The 23,321-nt window shown below is 44.9% G+C and carries 11 protein-coding genes; 6 read left to right on the top strand and 5 right to left on the bottom strand.

From position 1 onward, the window contains the following. Positions 1-779 precede the first annotated feature (779 nt). Positions 780-2,132: an ATP-binding protein gene (locus H6F93_RS12060; protein ID WP_190681009.1), complete on the top strand. Its 1,353-nt coding sequence runs from the start codon at positions 780-782 to the stop codon at positions 2,130-2,132. Further along, entirely contained in the window at positions 2,129-6,901 is a 4,773-nt protein-coding gene (locus H6F93_RS12055; protein WP_190681006.1) for an nSTAND1 domain-containing NTPase, read from the top strand. The genes H6F93_RS12060 and H6F93_RS12055 overlap by 4 nt, the downstream gene beginning before the upstream one ends. Before the next feature lie 41 nt (positions 6,902-6,942). Here H6F93_RS12055 and H6F93_RS12050 read toward each other — a convergent pair whose 3' ends face one another. From H6F93_RS12050 to H6F93_RS12040, 3 genes are all read right to left on the bottom strand, one after another. Continuing rightward, the gene (locus H6F93_RS12050) at positions 6,943-8,811 is read right to left on the bottom strand and encodes a peptidoglycan-binding domain-containing protein (RefSeq protein ID WP_190681004.1); all 1,869 of its coding nucleotides are present in this window, start codon (positions 8,809-8,811) and stop codon (positions 6,943-6,945) included. A 297-nt stretch (positions 8,812-9,108) separates the two neighbouring features. Further along, the gene (locus tag H6F93_RS12045; protein WP_190681002.1) at positions 9,109-10,779 is read right to left on the bottom strand and encodes a GMC oxidoreductase; all 1,671 of its coding nucleotides are present in this window, start codon (positions 10,777-10,779) and stop codon (positions 9,109-9,111) included. Positions 10,780-11,140: 361 nt separating this feature from the next. Then, on the bottom strand, positions 11,141-15,109 hold the full coding sequence (locus H6F93_RS12040) for a HEAT repeat domain-containing protein (protein WP_190680999.1): 3,969 nt from the start codon (positions 15,107-15,109) through the stop codon (positions 11,141-11,143). A gap of 729 nt (positions 15,110-15,838) precedes the next feature. On the opposite strand from H6F93_RS12040, the gene H6F93_RS12035 reads away from it, so the two are divergent. Continuing rightward, positions 15,839-16,465 carry a hypothetical protein gene (locus H6F93_RS12035; protein WP_190680997.1) on the top strand — a complete coding sequence of 209 codons (627 nt, stop codon included), beginning with the start codon at positions 15,839-15,841 and terminating at the stop codon, positions 16,463-16,465. A gap of 163 nt (positions 16,466-16,628) precedes the next feature. Here the strand turns inward: H6F93_RS12035 and H6F93_RS12030 are convergent, their stop codons facing one another. Next, positions 16,629-18,263 (bottom strand): DUF8189 domain-containing protein, encoded by a 1,635-nt coding sequence (locus H6F93_RS12030; protein WP_190680995.1) that lies wholly within the window; start codon positions 18,261-18,263, stop codon positions 16,629-16,631. 1,439 nt (positions 18,264-19,702) lie between these two features. Here H6F93_RS12030 and H6F93_RS12025 point away from each other — a divergent pair. The 3 genes from H6F93_RS12025 (at position 19,703) to H6F93_RS12015 (ending at position 22,233) form a co-directional block, all read left to right on the top strand. Beyond that, positions 19,703-20,341 carry a hypothetical protein gene (locus H6F93_RS12025; RefSeq protein WP_190680993.1) on the top strand — a complete coding sequence of 213 codons (639 nt, stop codon included), beginning with the start codon at positions 19,703-19,705 and terminating at the stop codon, positions 20,339-20,341. 227 nt (positions 20,342-20,568) lie between these two features. Next, positions 20,569-21,150: a hypothetical protein gene (locus H6F93_RS12020; RefSeq protein WP_190680991.1), complete on the top strand. Its 582-nt coding sequence runs from the start codon at positions 20,569-20,571 to the stop codon at positions 21,148-21,150. Positions 21,151-21,393: 243 nt separating this feature from the next. After that, positions 21,394-22,233 carry a hypothetical protein gene (locus H6F93_RS12015; RefSeq protein WP_190680989.1) on the top strand — a complete coding sequence of 280 codons (840 nt, stop codon included), beginning with the start codon at positions 21,394-21,396 and terminating at the stop codon, positions 22,231-22,233. A 185-nt stretch (positions 22,234-22,418) separates the two neighbouring features. On the opposite strand, the gene H6F93_RS12010 is transcribed toward H6F93_RS12015, so the two are convergent. Continuing rightward, complete coding sequence (locus tag H6F93_RS12010) at positions 22,419-22,997, bottom strand: recombinase family protein (RefSeq protein WP_190680987.1); 579 nt, start codon at positions 22,995-22,997, stop codon at positions 22,419-22,421. Between the last annotated feature and the right edge of the window lie 324 nt (positions 22,998-23,321).

The raw sequence follows: 23,321 nt of genomic DNA, 5'->3' as shown, positions 1-23,321 counted from the left end.
ACTCTTTGAAATTCGGTCAAGCCATACCACCGGTGAATGTCAAGCCATGAGGACGGCCAGTAGTACATGACCCGGTTGAAAAGTAGACTGGCTAATAAAACGGTATCTTCCATCTCACAAAAACTTTCGGGACTACTGATAGTATTTAAGTCTTGCTGTATTCGTTGACTTAATGCATTTGCCATTTAACCCTAACTAAAACAATAAGCCCTAACCTAGTGGTCAGGGCCCTGTTTCCCTATAGACCGACCTTATAAAGCGTGGTCGGCGGTTTTGATATAGCTGTATCATCTTGTTTCCTCTTGTTTTGGGATAGTCGGGAAGCTACCCGTTTTTATGGGTAGGCATGAGCAGAACTAGAAGAGCGATCGCCTCTTCCACGTCTGAACAGCTTAACTTTGCCGAAAATGACCATTGGGTACTGCAAGTCGTAAAGCCTGAATTCTTTGTCTGATGGACACTTTGGATATGGGCATTGAATCAAACATTGCCGAGTTAGTGTCATTTTCGGCATTGTTTTAGAGCAAGACATGGTGAAGCAGATTAAAAATTCAATTACCCCTCATTAAGAGCTCCTCCTAAAGCAGATACTTATAGATGTCTATATGAGAACCACGACAACCTACTTGAGCGACAAGTGACGGACAACAACTAAATTAGGTATATCAAAGCAGGGCTTACGCCGAACATAGATTAACCTTTTCTTTTCCCTGCTATACACAAAATCTGTTTAAGATACTCTACACTTACTTCGAAAGTAGGGACAAACAGGGAATTATATGCATCTAGACTTGCGGAGATTTTACCAAGCTGCTAACCCCAGTAAGACACTTGCAATAGAGAGCGAGGAAGATCGAAAGTACTACATCGACTTCTCTGTGGCTCGAGGTGGCAAGACCGTAGAGGAATTTGAGCGAACTATTACCCGTATTTCACCGGATGAACCAACTTGCCAACTTTTTACCGGGCACATCGGTTGCGGAAAAACCACCGAACTTTTGCGGTTGAAGAACCAGTTGGAAAAACAAGGCTTTCATGTCGTCTATTGTGAGTCCAGCCATTCACTAGTAATGGCTGATGTAGATGTGACAGATATATTACTAGCTATCGCTCGCAAAGTCAGTGAAAGTTTGGAGCAGGCAAAAATAAGTTTGAAGCCCCGGGGTTTCAAGGCTTTGCTACAGGGAGCAGCCAAGGTTCTACAAACAGAAATTGATGTGACTGCTGAAGCATCTATGCCCGGAGTTGGGAGTATCAAGGCGAACACAGAAGGAGAGTTTTCTATTGGTTTTGGTATTGGCAAAATTACTGCTAAGACCAAGAACAGTCCTGAGCTGCGATCGGTGTTAAGGCAGTATCTGGAACCACGTACAGATACACTGTTGGATGATATCAACAAGGAGTTGCTGGAACCTGCAATCGCAGAATTGAAACGCATGGGTAAACAGGGGCTAGTGGTCATTGTCGATAATTTAGATAGAATCGACAATTCACCTAAACTTAGCAATCGCACACAGCCAGAGTATCTTTTTATTGATCGAGGTGAGCAGCTCAAGTCCCTGAAATGTCATTTGGTTTACACAATTCCATTGGTCATCATGTTTTCAAACGATCTGGGAGCACTGAGAAACCGTTTTGGTATCAATCCAAAGGTTTTACCTATGGTACGAGTTCAATTGCGTGATGGCAGGGAATGTGAACAGGGAATGATGCTGTTGCGGCAGATGATTCTAGCAAGAGCTTTCCCTGATATTGAGCCAGATCAAAGACTTGCACTAGTTTCTAAAATATTTGATTCGCCTGAAACGCTAGATCGCTTGTGTCAAGCGAGTGGTGGGCATGTGCGAAATTTACTCGTGTTACTTTTTAGCTGTCTACAGAAAGAAGACTTACCATTATCACGAAAGTGTCTGGAGGATGTGGTTCGCAGAGAGCGGGATGCCCTTGTACGAGGAGTAACTGATAATGAATGGGAATTACTCAATCAACTGTCTCATCAGCAAGTAGTCAAAGGTGAAGAAGAGTACGAAACTTTACTGCGAAGTATGTTTGTGTTTGAGTACCAGGATGATGAAGGAGGATGGTTTGGGATTAATCCAATTTTGGCAGAAGCAAGGCAAATGAAAGTATGACCAAGCCTCTATCTGATAGTGTAACTGCCCAAAACAATGAGTCTTTGAGAATGCTAGCAAGGTCGCTAACGCTTTCTCAAGGGCAATTTTCCCTCATCCTGGCACTGTGTAACTATAGAAGCTTGCAGCACACTTTAACATTGCAGTTACAGGAACAGTATCATGCCAAATTAGAAGAAATAAGTCTTGCTCCTACTGCCATCGCTTTTGAGGTGGCTAGCCCAGAGGAAACTGCGGCTGAGTCATTGCCAGCATTGATTACTTTTGGTTTGGAAACACTGTATGACTTAGATGCATTGCTTGTTTCCATTAATCAAACGAGGGATGAGTTCCGCAAGAATTTTTCCTTTCCACTTGTGCTTTGGGTAACTAATCCGGTACTACAAAGGTTAATTCGGGTTGCACCTGATTTTTATAGTTGGGCAGCAGTTCCAATTGAGTTTGAGATACCAAATGAAGAACTGGTGCGCTTTATTAAGCACACCTCTGACAAAGCCTTCGAAATCATCCTGGAGGTCGGTGCAGGCATCTTTTTAGACACCAATGCATTGGATTTAGGTACTGAGTCTCCACTGCGTGCAGAGCTAGAGTTCACCCGCTATGAATTGCAGAAGCGTGGAGTTGAACTTGAACCTGAAATAGAAGCTAGTTTAGAGTTTTTGCTCGCTAGAGATGCTGATAGCTCAATGGAGCAATCTCGACAACATTATGAGCGTAGCTTAGAACTTTGGCAGCAACTACAGAACTTGGAACGACAGGGTTGTGTCCTATACAGTCTAGGACTGTGGTGGCGTACCTATGCTGTAGAGTGTCGATCGGAGGCTGAGGAATCTCGTATTCGAGCTAAGGCTTATTTTCAACAATGTACTGAGAGGTTTGAACAAGCAGGTCGAAACGATTTATGTGCCAAGTTTATCAATGCATTAGGGGTATCTCTGCAAGATTTACATCAATGGGAAGAGTTGGAAATTGTCGCAAGAAAAGCTCTAGACTTACACCGAACCTATTCTGAGCCTTTTAGGCTGGCTAGAGCTTATGGTTTGTTGGCTGAATTGGCATTATCCAAAGCAGATTGGAATGAGGCTGAGCGAACGGCACAACAAGCTATTTCAATCCTGGATCATGCTGCGTTAACTGATTCAACGTCGTTCTTGCCCGAAAAAAATAACTTGTCTCAGGTGAGAGCTTATCATCAAGGGTGGCATCGAAGCTGGTATTTGTTTTCGCTAGCACGGGCGATTTCCTCACTGAATCGGAAACAAGCCGCAATCGAAGCTCTAGAAACTGCGATGAAAGTTTCTAAGGATTATTATGATCCCGAACTTTATATTCAGATTTTAGAGAAGCTACGATCGCTGTATTTTGAGCAAGGTGATTACCTGAATGCTTTTGAGAACAAGCAACGAAAGCGCTCTATTGAGCAACAATATGGGTTTTCTGCATTCATCGGTGCTGATCGCCTCAGTCCCAGACGACGAATTGCCAACCCTGTCTCATCCTTGGGGCGATCGCAAAGGGAAATTCCTCAGGAGATTGTCATTTCTGGTAGGCAGCAGAATATTGAGGGATTAGTTGAGCGGATAAGCCGTAACGATCACAAACTGACAGTTATTTATGGGCAGTCAGGGGTAGGTAAAAGTTCGCTTTTACAAGCAGGCTTAATTTTGGCATTAGAACAAGTCAAAATCAGTACCCGTAATGTTCTGCCTTTGTTATTGAGAGTTTATAGCAGTTGGATTGAATCAGTTGGTCAGGCTTTGACCGGAGGACTTAAAGAGGTCAAAAGCATTGAAGTAGAAACACCCCTTGATTCAATATCCTGCATTCTTGAGCAATTACAAAAGAATGCAGGATATAACTTGGTCACAGTGTTAATTCTTGACCAATTCGAAGAATTCTTCTTCACATGCACAGAATTCAAACAACGTCTCGAGTTTTACGACTTTTTGCAAAAATGCCTTGAAATTCCATACGTAAAAGTTGTGCTTTCTCTTCGGGAGGACTACGTTCACTACCTGTTGGAATGCAATCGCTTAGTCAATATGGAGGTTATTAATAAAAACATTTTAGATAAAAATATTCTTTACTACTTAGGTAATTTTTCGCAAGATGAGGCTAAAGTCGTTATTCAAAACTTGACCGAACAGACACGCCTCCATTTAGAGCAACCCCTGATTAATCAACTTGTAAACGATTTAACAACAGATAAGGGCGAAGTGCGCCCAATTGAGCTTCAAGTTGTTGGGGCACAAATTCAGACAGAAAAGATTACTACACTGCAGCAGTATCAAAGAAGTGGTTCTAAGGAAACATTAGTTGAACGGTATTTAGAAGAAGTTGTCAAAGAATGTGGTCCCGAAAATCAAACGATTGCTCAGGTCGTTTTATATTTATTAACCGATGAGAATAATACCCGTCCACTCAAGACTCGCCCAGAATTAGAGGTTGATCTCAAAGGATTAACCTCTGAACTGGAGTCAGAAGCTGAAAAGTTGGATTTAATCCTCAAGATTTTTGTTCGATCGGGATTAGTTGTTTTGCTCCCAGAAATTCCTGCAAATCGATATCAACTGATTCACGATTACCTGGTTTCGTTTATTCGACAAAAGCAGGGTGCTGAACTCGTTGAAAAATTGCGAGTCTCTGAAGAAAAGCGAAAACAGAGTGAAACCAAGCTTAAACGCTTTCTGATTCAGGCGTTAATTGGCTCTATCATGGCTGGACTAGGCTTTGCAAGTCTAGCAATTGTTGCAGTCAAATCTGCAAGACAAGCTCAAATCAATGAAATTAGCTCCATTACCGCAACTACTGACGCTTATTTATCTTCTAATCAAATGTTAGATGCTTTAATAGAGGCAATTAGGGCGAGACGAAAATTGCAGGAAGTTACTTGGGTAAGCTCGGATTTGCAGACACGAACCCAGGAAAATTTAGAAAAAGCAGTTTATCAGGTCGTTGAATATAACAGATTACAAGGGTATAGCAATGCTGTCTGGTCTGTAGCATTTAGCCCAGATGGGCAAACACTTGTTTCTAGTGGAAACGACAAAATTAAACTTTGGAATCGGGAGGGTAAAGAGGAGCGAGTCCTGGAAGGGCATCAAGGATCCATTTGGTCGATCGCATTTAGTCCAGATGGACAAACTATTGCCTCAGCTGGAGAGGATAAAACGGTCAGGTTATGGAGAACGGTTGATGGTCAAAGTTTGAAAACCATCGAACAACAAGCTCCCGCCACGGTTGTTACATTTAGTCCAGATGGACGAACCGTTGCGTCAGCAGGACAAGATCGAACTGTTAGGTTGTGGAGGCTGGACGGTACACTGCTGAAGACACTTGAGGGACATACCGGAACAATTCAATCAGTTATTTTTGACCCGGATGGACGAACTCTTGTCTCAGCCGGGGATGATGAAACGATTAAACTTTGGAAGCTGGATGGAACTTTATTAAAAACCTGGAAGGCGCATGATGGGAGTATTTGGTCAGTATCCTTTAGTTCCGATGGGCAAACTCTCGCGTCAGCTGGGCAGGACCGTACTATAAAGGTTTGGAGCCGGAATGGCAGATTGCTAAACTCTTGGGAAGCTCATGAAGAGAGAATTTCCTCAGTAAGTTTTAGCCCGGATGGGCAAACCCTTGTTTCAGCTAGTATCGATCGCACGATTAGAGTTTGGAGTCGAGAGGGCAAATTGATTGCGACTTTAATAGGGCATAAGGATGGCATTAGGAGAGCTGTTTTTAGCTCCGATGGAAAGACTATTGCCTCAGCCAGTGAGGACACAAGCATTCGATTTTGGAGGATTGATAATGGGTTGTTTAAGTTCTTGACAGGGCATCGCCAAAAAGTTCTTGCTGTAGACTTCAGCCCTGATAGTCAATTCATTGCCTCCAGTTCAGAAGATGGAACGATTAAGCTCTGGGATCGGCAGGGCAAGCTAATGAGAAGCTTTAATAGCGGTGGCGGTCTTAGAATAACCTTTAGCCCCGATGGCAAAATCATTGCCTCGGCACACAATGAGAATGTTGTTAAATTATGGGACTTGGATGGCAAATTAATAAAAACCTTAAGAGGACATCAGGGACCTGTTTGGGGTGTTGCGTTTAGCCCAGATGGAGAGATGATCGCATCCTCCAGCGAAGACCAAACCATCCGGTTTTGGAAACGAGACGGTACTTTCCTTAGGACCCTTAAAGGGCATACAGGGCACATTAGAGAAGTCACTTTCAGTCCAGATGGGCAGACACTCGCCTCAGCAAGTTTGGATAACACCGTCCGGCTTTGGAGACGAGATGGTACACCGATCACAACCCTTAGAGGTCATGATGGTGTTGTGCTTGGGATTGCCTTTAGCCCTGATGGGAAAACTATTGCTTCCGCTTCTGCAGATAACACTATCAATCTTTGGAAACTCGATGGCACATTGATAAACACTCTTTTTGGTCATAAACATTGGGTTATGGGAGTTGTTTTTAGCCCTGATGGCAAAACCCTTGTTTCATCTGGGTGGGATCATACAGTTAAACTTTGGAGCCTAGACGGCACTCTGCTGAAAACCTTGACAAAACATACTCAAGGAGTTCGGGAAAGTGCCTTTAGCCTTGACGGAGAAACCATTGCCTCAGCAAGTGATGACAATACCATTATTTTATGGAACAAAGACCAGCTGAGCCTGGATGTTTTAGACTATGCTTGTAGCTGGGTAAGTGACTACTTAAGAAACAATCCTAAAACGAGTGAGAGTGATAGGAACCTTTGCAATAAATGAGATGTCAATCTAAGCCAGTAGCAGCATCTTTATTAGATGAACTAGTCTACTAGGTCGCTTTGTTGTGATTGCCATTCCTGAAGAACTTTATTTTCATTCTTGATACGACTCATACAACCTTGAACGTCATACCCTGAAAATTCATTTAAATATTCTTCGATACTAGTCCCGTTCTCATCTTGAGGTGGTACAGGACGTTCACCAAGCAGAAACATTCTTGACTCATGTGCACCAATTAGATGAAAAGCTGCTAAAAGTCCTGATTTGGTAACTTTCAAATTCTCTATCCTTACTTCCTCTCCTTGATTTAGGCTATCCAGATATTTTGCTTTAAACTTTTCATACTCTTCTGAGTAACCCTCACTTCCTGGAGATAGATAGTGCTCAAAATAAAACCAGTTTAATGTGAAAGCTTTTTTGATTGCCTGGTCCTGAATACCATTCTTGTTGTTTAAAAAATCTTCTCTTCCAGCTTGAGCATCTCTGCTAATTCCATAACTCTGTGCTAGTTCAGTCCAGTGTGCAATCCCTTGTCCATCAGCATCTTTGTCTTTCCTGTCTTCGTTCCAAGTGTTTTTAAGTTTTCCACTTACTCCGACATTTTCTTTTAAGTAAGGATGTTCAACTGAGTAATATCCAAGGTCTTTTAGTAGAGCCTCACCAAACTGGTATCTTCCAATATTACCTGTGTTATCGGCTACAGCTCTGTAGGATTCATTTCCAAATTCTGCCAAGGCTTTTCCTGACTCTCGGTCTCCTAAAGCATTAATAAATGCAGCACAATTTCCCTTGCTTGCTACATTTTGATTGTTTGTTTGCGAAGTACCCTGAGTTTCGTCAATAGGTGGCTCTTGAGGGGAGGGAGCGAGTTGGTTCTGGTTATCAGAGGGATCTTGGACAGTGCCTATTACAGAACCATTTTGAGGGTTACTTTCAGTAGTCTGATTTTCTGTAGGGTTCTCAGTAGAGGAATTCGGTGTAGAACTTTCAGCAGAGGTATGCTGTGCAACAGACGACTCCTGTGAACTATTCTCAGTGGAAGGAACTTGAGTGGATTGACCCCGATGAACACTCCCCACTGATGGATCAGTAGGATTCTCGGCAGGAAGGCTTTGCTCAAGATTGTTAGCAGACGAATTCTGAGAAGTATCCTCAGCAGAATCTTGGCTACCAAGGACTTGTTCAGAAGTGTTGGTAACAGCAGGGGGTTGCTGAGCGATCGCTTCAGTTCGAGGAGTCCATAAAGCTTGGCTCGTCTCACGATCTACAATGCCAGATGACTCTAAGCCACGATACTCCTGAAATCGGACGAGTGCAGTACGAGTCTCATCATCAAGGATATTATCAACATTTTTGACGGAAAATCCCCAGTTGTTTAATTGAGCTTGAAGCATCTGAACATTGTCCGTTCGAGAAGTCCATAAAGCCTGACTCGTTTTAGGACCGAGAATGCCATCTGGGTTTAAGCCACGAAAATTTTGAAACTGAACAACTGCGGCACAAGTTTCAGGTCCAAAGATACCATCCACCTTTTTTACAGGAAATCCCCAATTATTCAGTTGAATCTGGAGTAGACGAACTTCCTCTCCGACACTTCCTATTCTCAGATATCTAGAGTTCATTGCTGCCTTGCAAATCTCCTCAGAATTAACTGTTTCAGAGGGTTGTGTCCCATTCGCTCCCTCCACTTCTGGTTGGGGATCATTCTGTGAAGTAGTGACACTTTGATTTTGATTTGCTTGTGTGAGCAGTGTTGATGCGATCGCAGGATGTAAATTTATCAGAGGAGCTAAGATCAAAGCCAAAATTACAAAACCTGGAGTTGAAGAGATTTGAATACTGGGAACTTCTAGCTGTTCCTCCTGTTCCTCCCACATCGCCCAAGCGTAGATGCACCCTAGAGTCTCCATTCAGCTTTCTCCTAGCTTATGTCTGGCAGTAAATTTTTTCTTCAGAAGCTCCTGATGTAAAAAAGATTAAAGCGGAATTTTACGATTTTCAAGGCTTAATCTGGACTAATTGCAGCAAACGTGCAATGAGAGGCAATTAGGAGCAATGCAAAGCCTGAAACATTGCAAACTCGTTGGTTGATAAAGACAAATTTTAGGTAGATCGAAATTTATCAGCACCAAACAACTAATCTGAAACCCATACTGCATAATGCTTCTCGCCTAATTGCCCCGTATAGCAGCTTCGCTTCAATTGCCTCAACTTAGCTGTTGCGATAGCCGCAGTGCTAGGGCGACTAGAGTACGAACTGGGTTCGCTGTAGTACTCAGGGGCATCACAGACATATCACAGACATACAGTTGTTGTGTACCAATGACACGAAGATCCTCATCCACCACTGAGTTTGTAGCGAATGGGGCATCAAGCGCTGGACGGTAAGGCATACGCAAACTGCCAGCCGCATGGTGCACTGTACCCCAACCGAACCCCTTGCCTCCCTGTCCATACTGTCCATCCGGCTGTGCCGTCTGACCATTGAGCATAAACTGCCCAAAAATCTGACCCGTCACCTCGTTCAGTACGTTCCAGATATCCTGGGGACTCTTTTGCCACCCAGCAAACGCCGGGAACCGCGAGCCAGCCAGATAGTCTGCCCAGCTTTGGTTGCGGAACACAATCTCCGGAACGTAGCCGAATGGTGGAGCAGGCTTCACCTCATTGTTCTCGTCAAGACAGTTTCCAAAGCTAAACTTGATGTCAATTCGGGCTGTGTCACCCCCTGGTCTTGGTCCAGCCTCTTCAGGGTCGTTCTCTCGCAGGTGCCAGTACTCGTGATTGATGTTCATCTCGATGTTGAACGGATAGCGAATTTGGTTGTTCGCATCCCGTAAACCTCGGGAGTAGAAGACGATTTTGGCATGGTCGTCCGCCTTGAGGGCAACGTTGCCAATGCTTGTCGCGAACGTGGTGATTTCGGTAGTCGTTGGATGGTCTGTCAACCCGCGACCAACTAAGTCCTGTACCGTCTGCGGCAACGATGGGTATAAGCTAGAGCGGCGCAGGAGCTTTGGGCTTTCGACCGAACCAGCGGCGAGGATAACTGTGCCAGCCTTGAATGCCCTACCCTCTCCAGTTTGCGTGTTGCGGGCAACGAGCTCAAATTGACTACCTTGCCTCTGCACGTCCTCGACAAAATGATTCACGAGCAAGTGTAGTCCTGGACCATCTCCTTGGCTGACTCCTGGTGTAAGTCCGAGTTGGTTTACCAGCAGTTCAGCTGTGTTGAATACACCGGTCGGCTCTGTGAAGAACTGATCTCTCGGCGTACCGTTCGCTTCCAAATAGGGCTGGTGCAGGGCACGGGGGGTTTCCTGAATGTGAAAGTCATTAGCCAACGGCGACTGTCTCAACTGCTCAACCATAGCCTTGGCGATCGCTCCCATCGAGCGTGACTCGTTCATGGTTTCCCCCGCCTGCTTCAGCAGCCCCCCTGTCAGAGCTTGCCGAACAGCTGGCGGAAAGTAGTCGAGTTCCCAGTCCTGTACGGTCGGGATGAGCCCAGACCAGAAGATTGACCGACCACCAAAGTTTAGCTGCGGTTTCTCGCCAATGTAATTTTGCGTTGTGTTGTTCCCAGCTTGCCAGAACGTATCACAACCATAGTGTTGTGCAAGTCTGAAATTCGGGAAACGGCAAAAGTTATAGACGTGCGTGGGGTAAAGAAACGATCCAGCTTCTAGAACGAGAATTCGTTTTTGTGATCCGAGGCGCTCGGTTAAATTATCCGCCAGCACGCCACCGCCGATACCGGAGCCAACGATGATGATGTCGAAGTCGTCTCGACGACCCATATATTGCAGAAATAAACGCTCTCTAGCCGCTGTTTCTTCTGAAACAAAGTTGATGTATGTAGAAGAGTCGAATACCATACAATGCTCACCTGTAGGAGTCTAGGTTACATATGCTCGGTCTCCGATATCTTCGGCACGAGCCTGATTTTGGAGAAGCTGGAGAAACTGATTCTTTACACCTAAATCTGCCTTGCAAGGAATTGTTAGGCAGGGTAAAGGGGACCGTTAGAAGCGTGGCAAATGCTCATATATTTTGGCAGTACCCACGCGGGTACTTCTCCGTAAAATGCACAGAAGTGCAAGTTGTCGATGAACTTCGCCGAAAAGAGGCATTTTCGGCAAAGATACCGCTGATAATTATCGTTGCTCAGTAAAGGCAGTGTTCCGTTGCATCCCAATGCAGGTTTTCTGAGCAGAGGCTATTTCTTCTTCGGTTCGTTTACCCTACTCTAGTTTTTTTAATCTCTTCAGCAGCTTTACGAATGCCCTGAGCGATCGCTGTGAATGCCTCATCGTCATTCCTCCATTGCGTCACAGGTTTTGCACCTGCACCATGGGCAATAGGCAATGCTTGAAGTTTGCCAAAGGGCGCACTTTCCCAATCACAGGGTTTGAGCAAGATGGGTATGACGCGAGCGTCACCGTAATGGTGGCGCTCCAGTGCCCGTTGCATCTCAGTGTCATAGCAGTAGTCGGATGCCAGGAAGTTGGCGCTGATCAGCAGCAAGATGATATCAGCGGTGTTGAGGTTACTGTCAATCGCCTGTGCCCACTCAGTTCCGGCAGAGATGTCGCGATCGTGCCAGGTGCTAATGATGCCCTGGCGTTTGAGTAGCGCGAGGTGGGTAGCGAGGGTGTCGCGCAACGCTTCATCTTTATGGGCGTAGGAGAAAAAGAGTTTCATGGAATGGGATATTTGAGTGAGAGTGTAGTTGTAAAACTTGCAGCTAGATTGAATAGCAAGAATAATGCCATGAGCCGTTGTACCTGACTCTGTGGGAACTAAGGTTAAGAGTTGTGGAAGAGATGGAACGATTCGATCTTTAGATTTTTCTACAATGCTGCCTAATGCCTCTGCGGACCTCCAACGCACCTCAGGGTCAGAATCTTCCAGAAGTTTGAGTAACCCTGGAATTGCTTCTGAAGAACCCAGCTTGCCTAATGCCTCTGCGGACCTCCAACGCACCTCAGGGTGAGAATCTTCCAGAAGTTTGAGTAACCCTGGAATTGCTTCTGAAGAACCCAGTTTGATTAATGCCTCTGCGGACCTCCGGCGCACCTTAGGGTCAGAATCTTCCAGAAGTTTGAGTAACCCTGGAATTGCTTCTGAAGAACCCAGCTTGATTAATGCCTCTGCGGACCTCCAACGCACCTCAGGGTCAGAATCTTCCAGAAGTTTGAGTAACCCTGGAATTGCTTCTGAAGAACCCAGCTTGATTAATGCCTCTGCGGACCTCCAACGCACCTTAGGGTCAGAATCTTCCAGAAGTTTGAGTAACCCTGGAATTGCTTCTGAGGAGTTCAGCTTGATTAATACCTCTGTGGACCTCCAACGCACCTCAGGGTGAGAATCTTCCAGAAGTTTGAGTAACCCTGGAATTGCTTCTGAAGAACCCAGCTTGATTAATGCCTCTACGGACCTCCAACCCACCTCAGGGTGAGAATCTTCCAGAAGTTTGAGTAACCCTGGAATTGCTTCTGAAGAACCCAGCTTGATTAATGCCTCTGCGGACCTCCAACGCACCTCAGGGTCAGAATCTTCCAGGAGTTTGAGTAACCCTGGAATTGCTTCTGAAGAACCCAGCTTGATTAATGCCTCTGCGGACCTCCAACGCACCTCAGGGTCAGAATCTTCCAGAAGTTTGAGTAACCCTGGAATTGCTTCTGAAGAACCCAGCTTGCCTAATGCCTCTGCGGACCTCCAACGCACCTCAGGGTCAGAATCTTCCAGGAGTTTGAGTAACCCTGGAATTGCTTCTGAAGAACCCAGCTTGCCTAATGCCTCTGCAGAGCTCCGGCGCACACCAGGGTGAGAATCTTCCAGAAGTTTGAGTAACCCTGGAATTGCTTCTGAGGAGTTCAGCTTGCCTAATGCCTCTGCGGACCTCCGGCGCACACTAGGGTGAGAATCTTCCAGGAGTTTGAGTAACCCTGGAATTGCTTCTGAAGAACCCAGCTTGATTAATGCCTCTGCAGAGCTCCGGCGCACACCAGGGTGAGAATCTTCCAGAAGTTTGAGTAACCCTGGAATTGCTTCTGAGGAGTTCAGCTTGCCTAATACCTCTGCGGAACTCCGGCGCACACCAGGGTCAGAATCTTCCAGGAGTTTGAGTAACCCTGGAATTGCTTCTGAGGAGTTCAGCTTGATTAATCCCTCTGCGGACCTCCAACGCACCTCAGGGTCAGAATCTTCCAGGAGTTTGAGTAACCCTGGAATTGCTTCTGAGGAGTTCAGCTTGCCTAATACCTCTGCGGAACTCCAACGCACCTCAGGGTCAGAATCCTCTGTGTTCATTTTTAATTGAGTAGGATTCTGAGTTTCTGACAACTCACTTTCGCTTTTGGCATGGTCAACTAAGTTCTGGTCAGTTTCCCCAATGGCTTGCAAAACATCTTCCACACTGCGCTGCACAAAAGATTGAGGATGTTGGCGCAGCTTCCTCAATTTAGGGAGCGAGTATTCTGAACGAAGCTGCATCAGAATTTTGGCAGCACTGCGGCGCACATCCGCATAAAGGTCTTGCATCGCAATCAGCAATCCATCGATCGCCTCTTCAGATTTCAACGCGCCTAACGCAAGAACGGCATGTTGGCGAACCTGAGAATCTTTGTCTTTAAGTCGTTTTAATAAGTCTGAGACGATAGCACTGGGTCTCATCTTGGCGTAAAGCTGAAGTTTTAACCACTCTGGTATTTCTTGTTGATCCGCTAGCTTAAAGCCATCTACTAGCCCAACCATCGTCTCCTGAAATTGTGGTTTCACCTCTCCTGCTAACCGTGCCCCCAACATCACATCCACATCCAACGCTAGTTTAACGACTCGCTCTGCTAACGCTCCATCGTCTACCAACGCCAGCATTAACGCTACTGGCTCTGTCCATTTGAGGTAATTGAGATACTGCTGTTGTAGCGATAGATCTGACATCTGCCCAACTCGTGTGAGCAGATATTCAGCTGCATAATATTCTTGAATCAGTTGGTGCCGAAACTCAATCTGTTCTCCATTGGTCTGAATCAGGTGATGCCGCAGTAGGTCATCTAAACACTTGCGGGCTGCGCCTTCAGGTTGCGCTTCTTTTGACTTCAGGCATTCGACAAAGACCTGGTGGACTTCATCTTTAGAAATGGCAACTCGCAGTTCAACATCGAGAATCAGACAATGGTGATTTGCCTCCAACGTAGAAAGAGGATGACTATGCATCATGGCAAATGCCAGAGTTTGCAGCAGTTCTGACCACCAACGGCGATCGCTCTCCGCTATGACATCATGCTTCAGATGACGCTCGTAGCTCTGGGTAAAGGCGCGAAACACTCCACCCAAGTTAGTTGGAATCTGTCCAGTTTGCTTAAACAAGCTGCACAACATCCACAGCAGCAGGGGCGTTTGCCCAAACTCTTGCAGCCGCTCGCCCAACTGCCGCAGCATCGGTTCTGCTTTGTCTTCTAGGTGCGAGCGCACAAAGCTTTGCATTTGAGCCGTTGTGAGGGGCTGCATTTCTAGCTTCTTTTCAACACCAAAATCTCCTCCCAGATTGAGATCTCGTGTTGTGAAGATGATCGGCACTTGAGAATAATTACGCTGTAACTTGGCAACATCGTGTCGCGCCGCTTCAGAAGGCAACTCGTTTAACCCATCTACCAATAGCAACAGGCGGTTGTGAAACAGCAAATTCTCGATGACGGTCCGATCGAGATTGAGACCGTGTCGTCTAAAAAAGTTACGGATGAGATCGAGGATCGACGTTTGCCAGAGACGAAGTTCCACCAACACTGGAATCAGCCTTGGTTCATCCTGGGAAGCAGGGCTAGAGGGAAGCGCTTCCTCCAACAATAGCCGTGCCAGTGCTGTCGACTTACCCGAACCCGGACGACCGATCAGCAATACATGATCACTGGCGTATTTACGAATTCCTTCTAAAACAGGCAGCCGTTCAACCTTCTCTTGAACATCTGGGCGATTTGAGGGGACACTTTCTGCCGCTGATACTGCTTCCTTCTGAACGGTCTGAACCATCAAGCCAAAGTCAAAGGGAGCATCCCAGGATGGGGGCTGACGTTTTAAGGTTTCTTTGCCTTCCACATCATGCAACGTATAGAGCAACCACCACTGCTGATAGTGATGGCAAATCGATTGCAGATAGGGCTGAAAGTCGAGCGTGTTGCTTTCGTTGGAAGTCGCGTCCGCCATGCAGAGTAAATAAGCTGGCAAATAAGAGAAATTTCACTCTATGCTAGGCGATCCCCTCTGGAGTGCATGTGATTTGCGTACAGTATAGTCGCTTCACTTGAGAAACCTCTTATAGCCAATTCAGGTTACCAAGGGGTGTATGAACCCAAACAAGCATAGTTTGCATAAATACGACCTGTTGGAAACTAGCTAGCAAGATAATGGGCTTGGGTTCTTTATGAAGGGCAGGGAGATGAGGGTTAATCTCTAATAAGTAAGCGTTTCCATTTATAAGAAGGTAGGGATGAATAACGCCTAAAACTCTTGCTGGTGGTATTTAACAGTGATTTGTAAGAATTGAGCGGAAAGGAAAGTAAGGAGATATCCCTTGGATACAACTTCGCTACCTCCTCTCCTACAACAGCAAATTAACTTACCAGCCGATAACTGATTCGTTGCTCTACACTAAACCTTCTTGCGAAGCTGAACGAACCTAATTTTTTAGTATGAGGATCTCTGAATTAGTCGTCATAGTTTTAATAACACTTACGCACTTCGGACGATTAAGGTTATTTGTGAAAGGTCGAGGTCATGTCCAAAAATGAATCTTCTCAGCATTTCTGAGAGTATTAACGGCTGTTATCACCACCGATAGACAGCATTAAGATGAAGTTAGAAGTTGCCAATTTGTCCGGTGCGCGAAGGAACAGAGAAGTTTTGACTCGAAATTAAATAGGAAGGCTTTGTCTTATGAACTTATCATTCTTAACGCTTTATTCTACGATACTTCTTGAAATATGTTCTGGCATCTTATTTTATAGCTTCAACATAACTACTGTCGAGCAGACTATACCAATCGATGCTACCTCTCTAAGACTTATGCTGGAACTACAAAATCAGGAGGGTTTGGAGAAGCATTCTATGTCTAGTTCCTATGTAAAGTCGGTAATGTCAGATGAAGTTTTAGGACGACTTCAAGAGCTACTGTTAGAAGCTGTTTTGCTTGGGCAAGAATTACCAGGATTTGATCAATCAGTTCAATTTCCAGATTTGTCTTTTCTCCTAGAAGAATCAATAGTCACTTTAATAGATGAAAATCTGGCAAATTCTATCTCTTTTGAAGAAATATCAATACCTGTTCGAATTTTGTCACAAGAAGCTCTACTTGAAGAAGGGTATGAAAAGGGCAATGTTGCCTATCTACGCTTTCAACCTCCAGAGATAGAGGATAATGCAGTACGACTAACGCTTGAAGCAAAGATCTACTCACACGATTCTAGCCAGTTCGCTTTAGGACTAAGTGGAATCCAAGTGACGTTCCAAAGAATTTCAGGTGACTGGCAAGTTGTTAACGAACCTATTTTGTTTTCTAATTAAGCATTAAAGAACTTGCCCGCTGAAAAAAATTTTGCTAGATAGCTCAAGGAAGTTTCCGTGAATAAGCGCGTTGTCTGACGACAATTACTTTGCTCAAAAGTAATTGTCGTCAAACGAATTTTATGAAATTTGACAAGCTTTTTGAATTAGCCAAGACTTTGGTTTAAGGTCTCCAGTCGCCATCAAACCACTTATGCCAAAGGGCATTATCACCCCCTCGTGCAAAGACATCAATTCTGCCGTTGCTCCAGGAGACAGCCGTTGGGTCTGAAGTTAAAAGACCACCTAGTGATTCCCAGCCTGACCAGCTGCCGTCAAACCAAATATGCCAAAGGGCGTTATCAGTACCTCGTGCAAAGACATCCAGCCGTCCTGGGGCCCAAGAAGAAACATCAGGACCAGAGCTAAGTACTCCACCTAGTGATTCCCAGCCTGACCAACTGCCATCAAACCAAATATGCCAAAGGGCATTATCACCACCTCGTGCGAAGACATCAATTCTGCCGTTACTCCAGGAGACAGCCGTTGGGTCTGAAGTTAAAAGACCACCTAGTGACTCCCAGCCTGACCAACTGCCGTCAAACCAAATATGCCAAAGGGCATTGTCAGTACCTCGTGCAAAGACATCTAGCCGTCCTGGGGCCCAAGAGCAAACATCAGGACCAGAGCTAAGTACTCCACCTAGTGATTCCCAGTCTGACCAGCTGCCATCAAACCAAATGTGCCAAAGAGCATCATCACCACCTCGTGCGAAGACATCAATTCTGCCGTTACTCCAGGAGACAGCCGTTGGGTCTGAAGTTAAAAAACCACCTAGTGACTCCCAGCCTGACCAACTGCCGTCAAACCAAATATGCCAAAGGGCATTATCAGTACCTCGTGCAAAGACATCTAGCCGTCCTGGGGCCCAAGAGCAAACATCAGGACCAGAGCTAAGTACTCCACCTAGCGACTCCCAACCTGAACCGTAAATAGATCGAATGCCATCAATATCATCCTGTCCCAGAAAACGGTGTGGACCAGCGTAAGTTGGGAACATTAGTGCTCCCGAATCTGAAGAATGCGCCAAACCAAGCGAATGTCCAAATTCATGAGCAGCAACAGTGATAAGGTCAATGCCACCCGCTGGTACTGGTATGTTGACGGTCCAGGTTTCACCTTCATCGAAATGTGCGTCACCCGCAATAGCGCCGCCATTGGGGGGTGGATAGAAAGCGTGAGCCAGCACCCTGCCAACTCCATCAAATGGTGAACCATCACCATGATCACCATCAACGAAGCGAATTACAAAGTCAGGATTGGAGGCTAGCGGAACCTCCATGAATCTCAGCGGGGTAACTTGACTCCAGAGATTAAGTGCTGCAGCGATAGCATCTCGAACTTCCTGCTGTGTGAGTTCTGAGGTGAATTCTTGAAACCCGTATGTGAGGTTGGTTTTATCCCACCTATTACCTTGAGCTGTGAAATCACTGACTCCTTGATGAGTCGGAATGTCAGGAAAGCCGCATCGCGGTCGGCTCATCTGTGCAACCGTAGCCTCATCTAGTGTTCCAGTAACAGGTAGTCCATGAAACTGTTGAAAGTCCTTTAAAGCTTTAGCAGTAGCCTCGTCAAAGTTCCCTAAGTTTGCATCAGGAGGATTTGCTGCTGTCCGGACAGCAGCAAATTCTTCACTAGCCGAAGGGATGCGAAGATAACCGAAATGCTGCAAGAATTCCTGCAATTTCTCAACATTTAAACCAGTAGCACCTTCAGAAAGCCCAATCGTTGAGGGAAATGTAAATGGACGAATCTCCATTTGCTTGCTCCTAATAGGATTCAATCAAATTCCAAACAGGTGGCGTATTGGAGACTTAGATAAATACAAAATTGTATTTAGAGCCGTCAGGCTTCACCCCTTGCCAGTCACTCAAAACTAGTCTCTTTACTTTTTCCATGTTTACGGGCTCATGTGTAGTACCCTCTTGGGTACTGTAGTCCTGGTCGTGCCTCATCAATAGTCTCGAAACTACCTCATAATCGAGAATTACATTTACCTGCAAACTACCTTACAGATAATCTTCTAAACACCTTTTCATCAAAGATTTAAGCTGTTTAACTACTAATTTTGCCTAGTCATCTGAAGTATGGATTGCTGATGATCAATGCCGAAAAGAGGCATTTTAGGCAGAAAAATGGGCAAAGCTAAGTAACTGCATGCATCACAACTGATTTCTGCGCCTTGCTGAATGGCAGTATGATTCTGCAAAATTCTGAACAAGTCTTTAGGGGTTCCAGTTAGCGGTTCATACCTTCGATCAGCAACGCCGATTTCTAAGCTAGGTAAAAATGCATTGACCTGATTACAATCTAATGTAGTAATATTAGAACTAGAGCCTGTCGATTAGTTTCTAAATCAGGCAAAAATTTCATAAGTTAAAAGCAGCAATGCAGAGGTTAAAAGCTGCTTTAAAAAACTTTTCAGAGTGCTTGAGTAGTTGCCCTACTGGCAACTACTCAAGAAAGCAAGCCCTGAGACTCTTATCTAGCAAGGGTTTCGTTTTTTAAGTTTTGTTGCTGGACTAAAATAAAGGGGCAATTGAGAAGTCTGGACTAAATTTAATGCCTAATTAAAGCCGGATTTCGGACTCTTCCAAAACTTGTACTAGAGTGGACTAAATTAAAGCTGCATTCAGTCGAGTAGTACAGTGATTTTTCAGCTAATCCCTCCAAGTGAACTAGCCATCGTCAGTACTTTGCTATTAGTTTCAAGCAGTAAGTGTTGAAACTACAAGGCAGTTACCCTTCATCCCAAGAATCGCGATCGCTCGTGACAAACAACTGACCCATCTGAATCAGTGAGCATTTGAATTGGTATAGTTTTCTGCCGAAAATGCCTCTTTTCGGCAAAAATTTGTGCACAATGCTTCGCAATCCGTCAATCCTACAATTAGTCCTCACGGATCAAGTGGACTTCTCACTCCTTGTCCCCGGGGTCTGAGTAGCAACGGAACAGAAAGTTACGCTAAGAGGTGTACCAGTTGAACCTGCTGAGAATCAGAAGCTTGAAACCCTTGATATTCCGTTCAAGATTTCAGATCTAATTAGCCTACAGTCTAATTGGTACGTCTCATTGAGACTGAACAGTGCTTTCTGGAATGACTGCTGCTACAGTGTTTCAGCCTTAACGTGACTTCCTGTTCCATTGCTACTCAAACCCTCAAAACTACTTGTAAAATACTGAGAATTATCCTAGACATGGATATCACTACAAACGTTGCATTAGTAGGTGCGCTATTTACATTGTTTGCTGCAATCCTCACAGCACTTGTTAGCTTTTTTCGTGAGCGATCTGAGAGAGAGAAATGGAGGAGAAGTTTAGAGTTTGAAAGAGTTAAATGGGAAAGGACGATAGAATTAGAGCGCGAAAAATGGCAAAAGACTATTGAACTTGAGGAACGACGTATTAGGCATGAAGAAAATAAATGGATCTTAGAACTTAATAGTCAGCGAGAACTAGAGCTGTATAAGATGAGACTTCGTGCATATCCTGAAATCTTTGTGATGCTTGAACAGCTATCTCACTATCGCATCAACGGAATCGATGAAAATGAAGCTAGAGAACTTGCTGAAAAATTAAATGAATGGGGATATAGTGATGCGGGTCTTTGCATGTCACCGGATACAAGAGAAGCTGTCTTTGCTCTCCGCAGGAAAATTGGTAAGTACTTGCAGAAGGAAATAAGTGCTAAAGATTTAACCAAAGGACCACGCACAGATCTGATTGAGTTGATGAGACGCGATTTAAATCATGGTTCGCTATGGCGAGAATTCGAGACGTTAACAGGTAGAAACCTCGCAGAAATACAAAAATTTATTGAGAGAGAGGAATCTTGATCTGTAGGTACAGCATGACAATCCCGTTGCACACCGACCGAATCAAGTTTGTTATTGAATCAGAGAATTTGCTAGCAGCGGGTGAACGGGGTGGTTGTACTGCTTAGGTTATCGATCGTAGCAATAGTCCAAGGGTTTCTCGTTGGTATTGAGTGAAAATTAGTTGAAGAGTGGTTATGGTGGTAATTTGAAAGCGATTTCTAGATCAATCAGCGTGAGGAAATCCGGTGGAATTTTTCTTCAGCCAACTTATAGGTCTTCTAGTTGGTATTTTGTCATCCTGGGCTTTCTTGTATGTCCTGTTGCTAGCAAAGCCGAGAATTATTATCTCTAAAAATATAGTTTTCAATAAAAAGAAAGGAAGTCTGCTGATTAAAGTAATGAATCGAAGCAGAAGACAAGCAACAGATATTCAAGCAAGTCTGGCTCTGGTGGAACGAGACACTATTGGGAGATTCTTCACACTCCATAGTGCTCAACTCAGGAAAGATTCTCTCCCTGCCTTAGCTCCAAAACACGAATCGCATAATCCTTGGGGGCTTCGAACTGCCTATGTATTCGCTACTGATGAGGGAGTACAAATTTTGGAGAAATTGTCCTCTGCTCATCAAAACGAAAAACGGCTAGTCTTTACATTGTCGGCAACCGATGGATTGAGTGGGACAAAAGTTGTTCAGCAAATTTCATATCGGTTAGAAGATGTCAAATCGGGACGATTTGGTATAGGGCTTGAGGTTAAAGAGGATGGAGTACAACAGTTACAGCAAAGTAAACAGGACAGCGATGACGATGGAGATTTTATAGCATAGACAATTGCTGGTTGTAGCCTTTCAACTGTCCATTGCAACGCGCTTGTTGAAAGGCTCCTCGTCTACCCTTGGAGTTCTTTTGCTGCCGCTGAACGCAATCTGTAGGCTGCATGTTTTTAGGCTTGTTAGGGTTTTTCCTTCAATTTTCCGGTGCAGCTAAAGCACCCTTAAGGGTACTGCGATGCTCAGATTCAGCCGCCTAGAGTTGGGGCGTAAACAGAATTAAGCAGTAAAGGAAAACCCATGCCTCAGACAAAACTTGGAACTTTTCACGATGCCTCTGGCAAAATCACTGTCGCTGTCTTTGAACGCAAGGCTGGCAATCAGCAAGCACACTTTCATGATTTTGCGTGTACCGTTCCTGACGATATGGTTGTTATTGGAGGAGGCGCAGAAGCAACTAACAGACCGCCAAATGGTGCACTTCTAACTGCTTCTTATCCAAATCAAAATCTCTCAGCTTGGTTAGCATCCTCAAAAGATCATGAGCGACCTCAGCCACATTTCTTAAAGGTTTATGCAATTGGGTTGAAAATAGCTGGAATGACAAGAGACGCTCTTCTCCAGCATATTCACATTAGTCGCAGCGTTAGCGAACTGGCTCAGCATCCCGAAGCGTCAGAGTCAGTGCCACCTGGATTTCTGCTAATCAGTGGGGGTTTTCATGTGAACTGGCTAGACTTCAATCCAAATGGCGGAAATCTTGCTACAGCGTCATTTCCTGAAAATGCTTTTTCATGGAAAGCAAGGTCAAAAGACCATATGACTGTTAGTCCAGCTATTCTAAGCGTTTATGCAATAGGTATCAGGGAGAATCTTCCAGTTGGGCGTGTCCAACACTCAATCCAGACAAAAGATTCTGGACATGCTGCACATCCCGCCACAACCGCAGATGTTCTTTCAGGTTTTGCCCTTGTTGGTGGTGGTGCCGAAATTCATTGGAGGGGTGAGGGAAATCTATTATGGCAACTTCGACCAACAACAGATCTTGCAAACCAAGATTTCAGTGCAGGCGGTAAAGATCACATGAAACCATCACCTGCAACTTTGACTGCTTATTCCATCGGTATCAAGATCGTTTAATCTTCAGTATGTTGCCTAACATGCCGTGCACCCGACTGTCGAGCGTTAATCGTTATAACCGAAAAGTGCTCAGCGGCGGGTGACGGGCAACGTTAACAACACTGCCGAAAATGACCCTAACTCGGCAGTGTTGCTTATCCTCATTCTCGACAGAGTAACGTTTTAGGTGTGCTACACGCACTCGCTCAATGTTCGTTTTCGGCAATGTTGTTCAGGTCAGGATTAATGTAGCGGTAGTAAGTTGGGCGACTAATCCCGAGATGGTGACAAATTGAAGTGACAGATCGCTTTGGATCTGCTGCGAGTGCTCGCCCAATCTCAATTTCCTGTAGCGTCAACTTCTGCCGTCGTCCCCCTCGTCGACCTCTGGCTCTTGCTGCTTGCAGTCCAGCTTGAGTGCGTTCTCGAATCAAATTCCGCTCAAACTCTGCCAATGCGCCAAACATGTGGAAGATTAGTTTTCCACCACTTGAAGTTGTGTCAATGTTCTCTTGAAGCGATCGCAATCCTATTTTGCACTTTTCCATGTCCTCAACCAGCGCAATCAGATCTTTGAGGGAACGTCCTAAACGATCAAGCCGCCAGACGACCAGCGTATCTCCTTTTCTTGCAAACTCAAAAGCTTGCTTGAGACCAGGACGATCGGCTTTGACTCCACTCATCTTATCAGAGAAGATTTTTTCACACCCTGCCCTTTGAAGCGCGTCATGTTGCAGAGCAAGATTTTGATCATCAGTTGAAACTCGTTCGTATCCGATCAGCATGACAGAAATAGATCTAACGTACTATTACTGTATCAGAACTCGTTAGAACTACCCTAATTTGAGACATAGATTGATTAACAGGATTTATTTACACTTCAAATCTTCAAGACAAACAAGGCAAAATAGCGTAAAAGCCCTGCTGTGATTGATTGTTAGGGATTTACAGATAAAAAGAACTGTTTCTGTTAGTACAAAGTGTAAATCAAAGAGTCGGATACTGTTGGCGAACCCTGACTGGGATCACGCCTTCCTTAATCTGGCGCTAGAGCCGCGAAACGAGAAACCCGAGTTTTTGCTCTTGGTACTCCAGTCAACCAGTTGACC

Source organism: Leptolyngbya sp. FACHB-671, from assembly GCF_014695745.1.
Taxonomy (GTDB): Bacteria; Cyanobacteriota; Cyanobacteriia; order Elainellales; family Elainellaceae; genus JAAUTN01.
The sequence above is the reverse complement of the archived record's forward strand: the minus strand, read 5'-3'. Positions and strand labels throughout refer to the sequence as shown.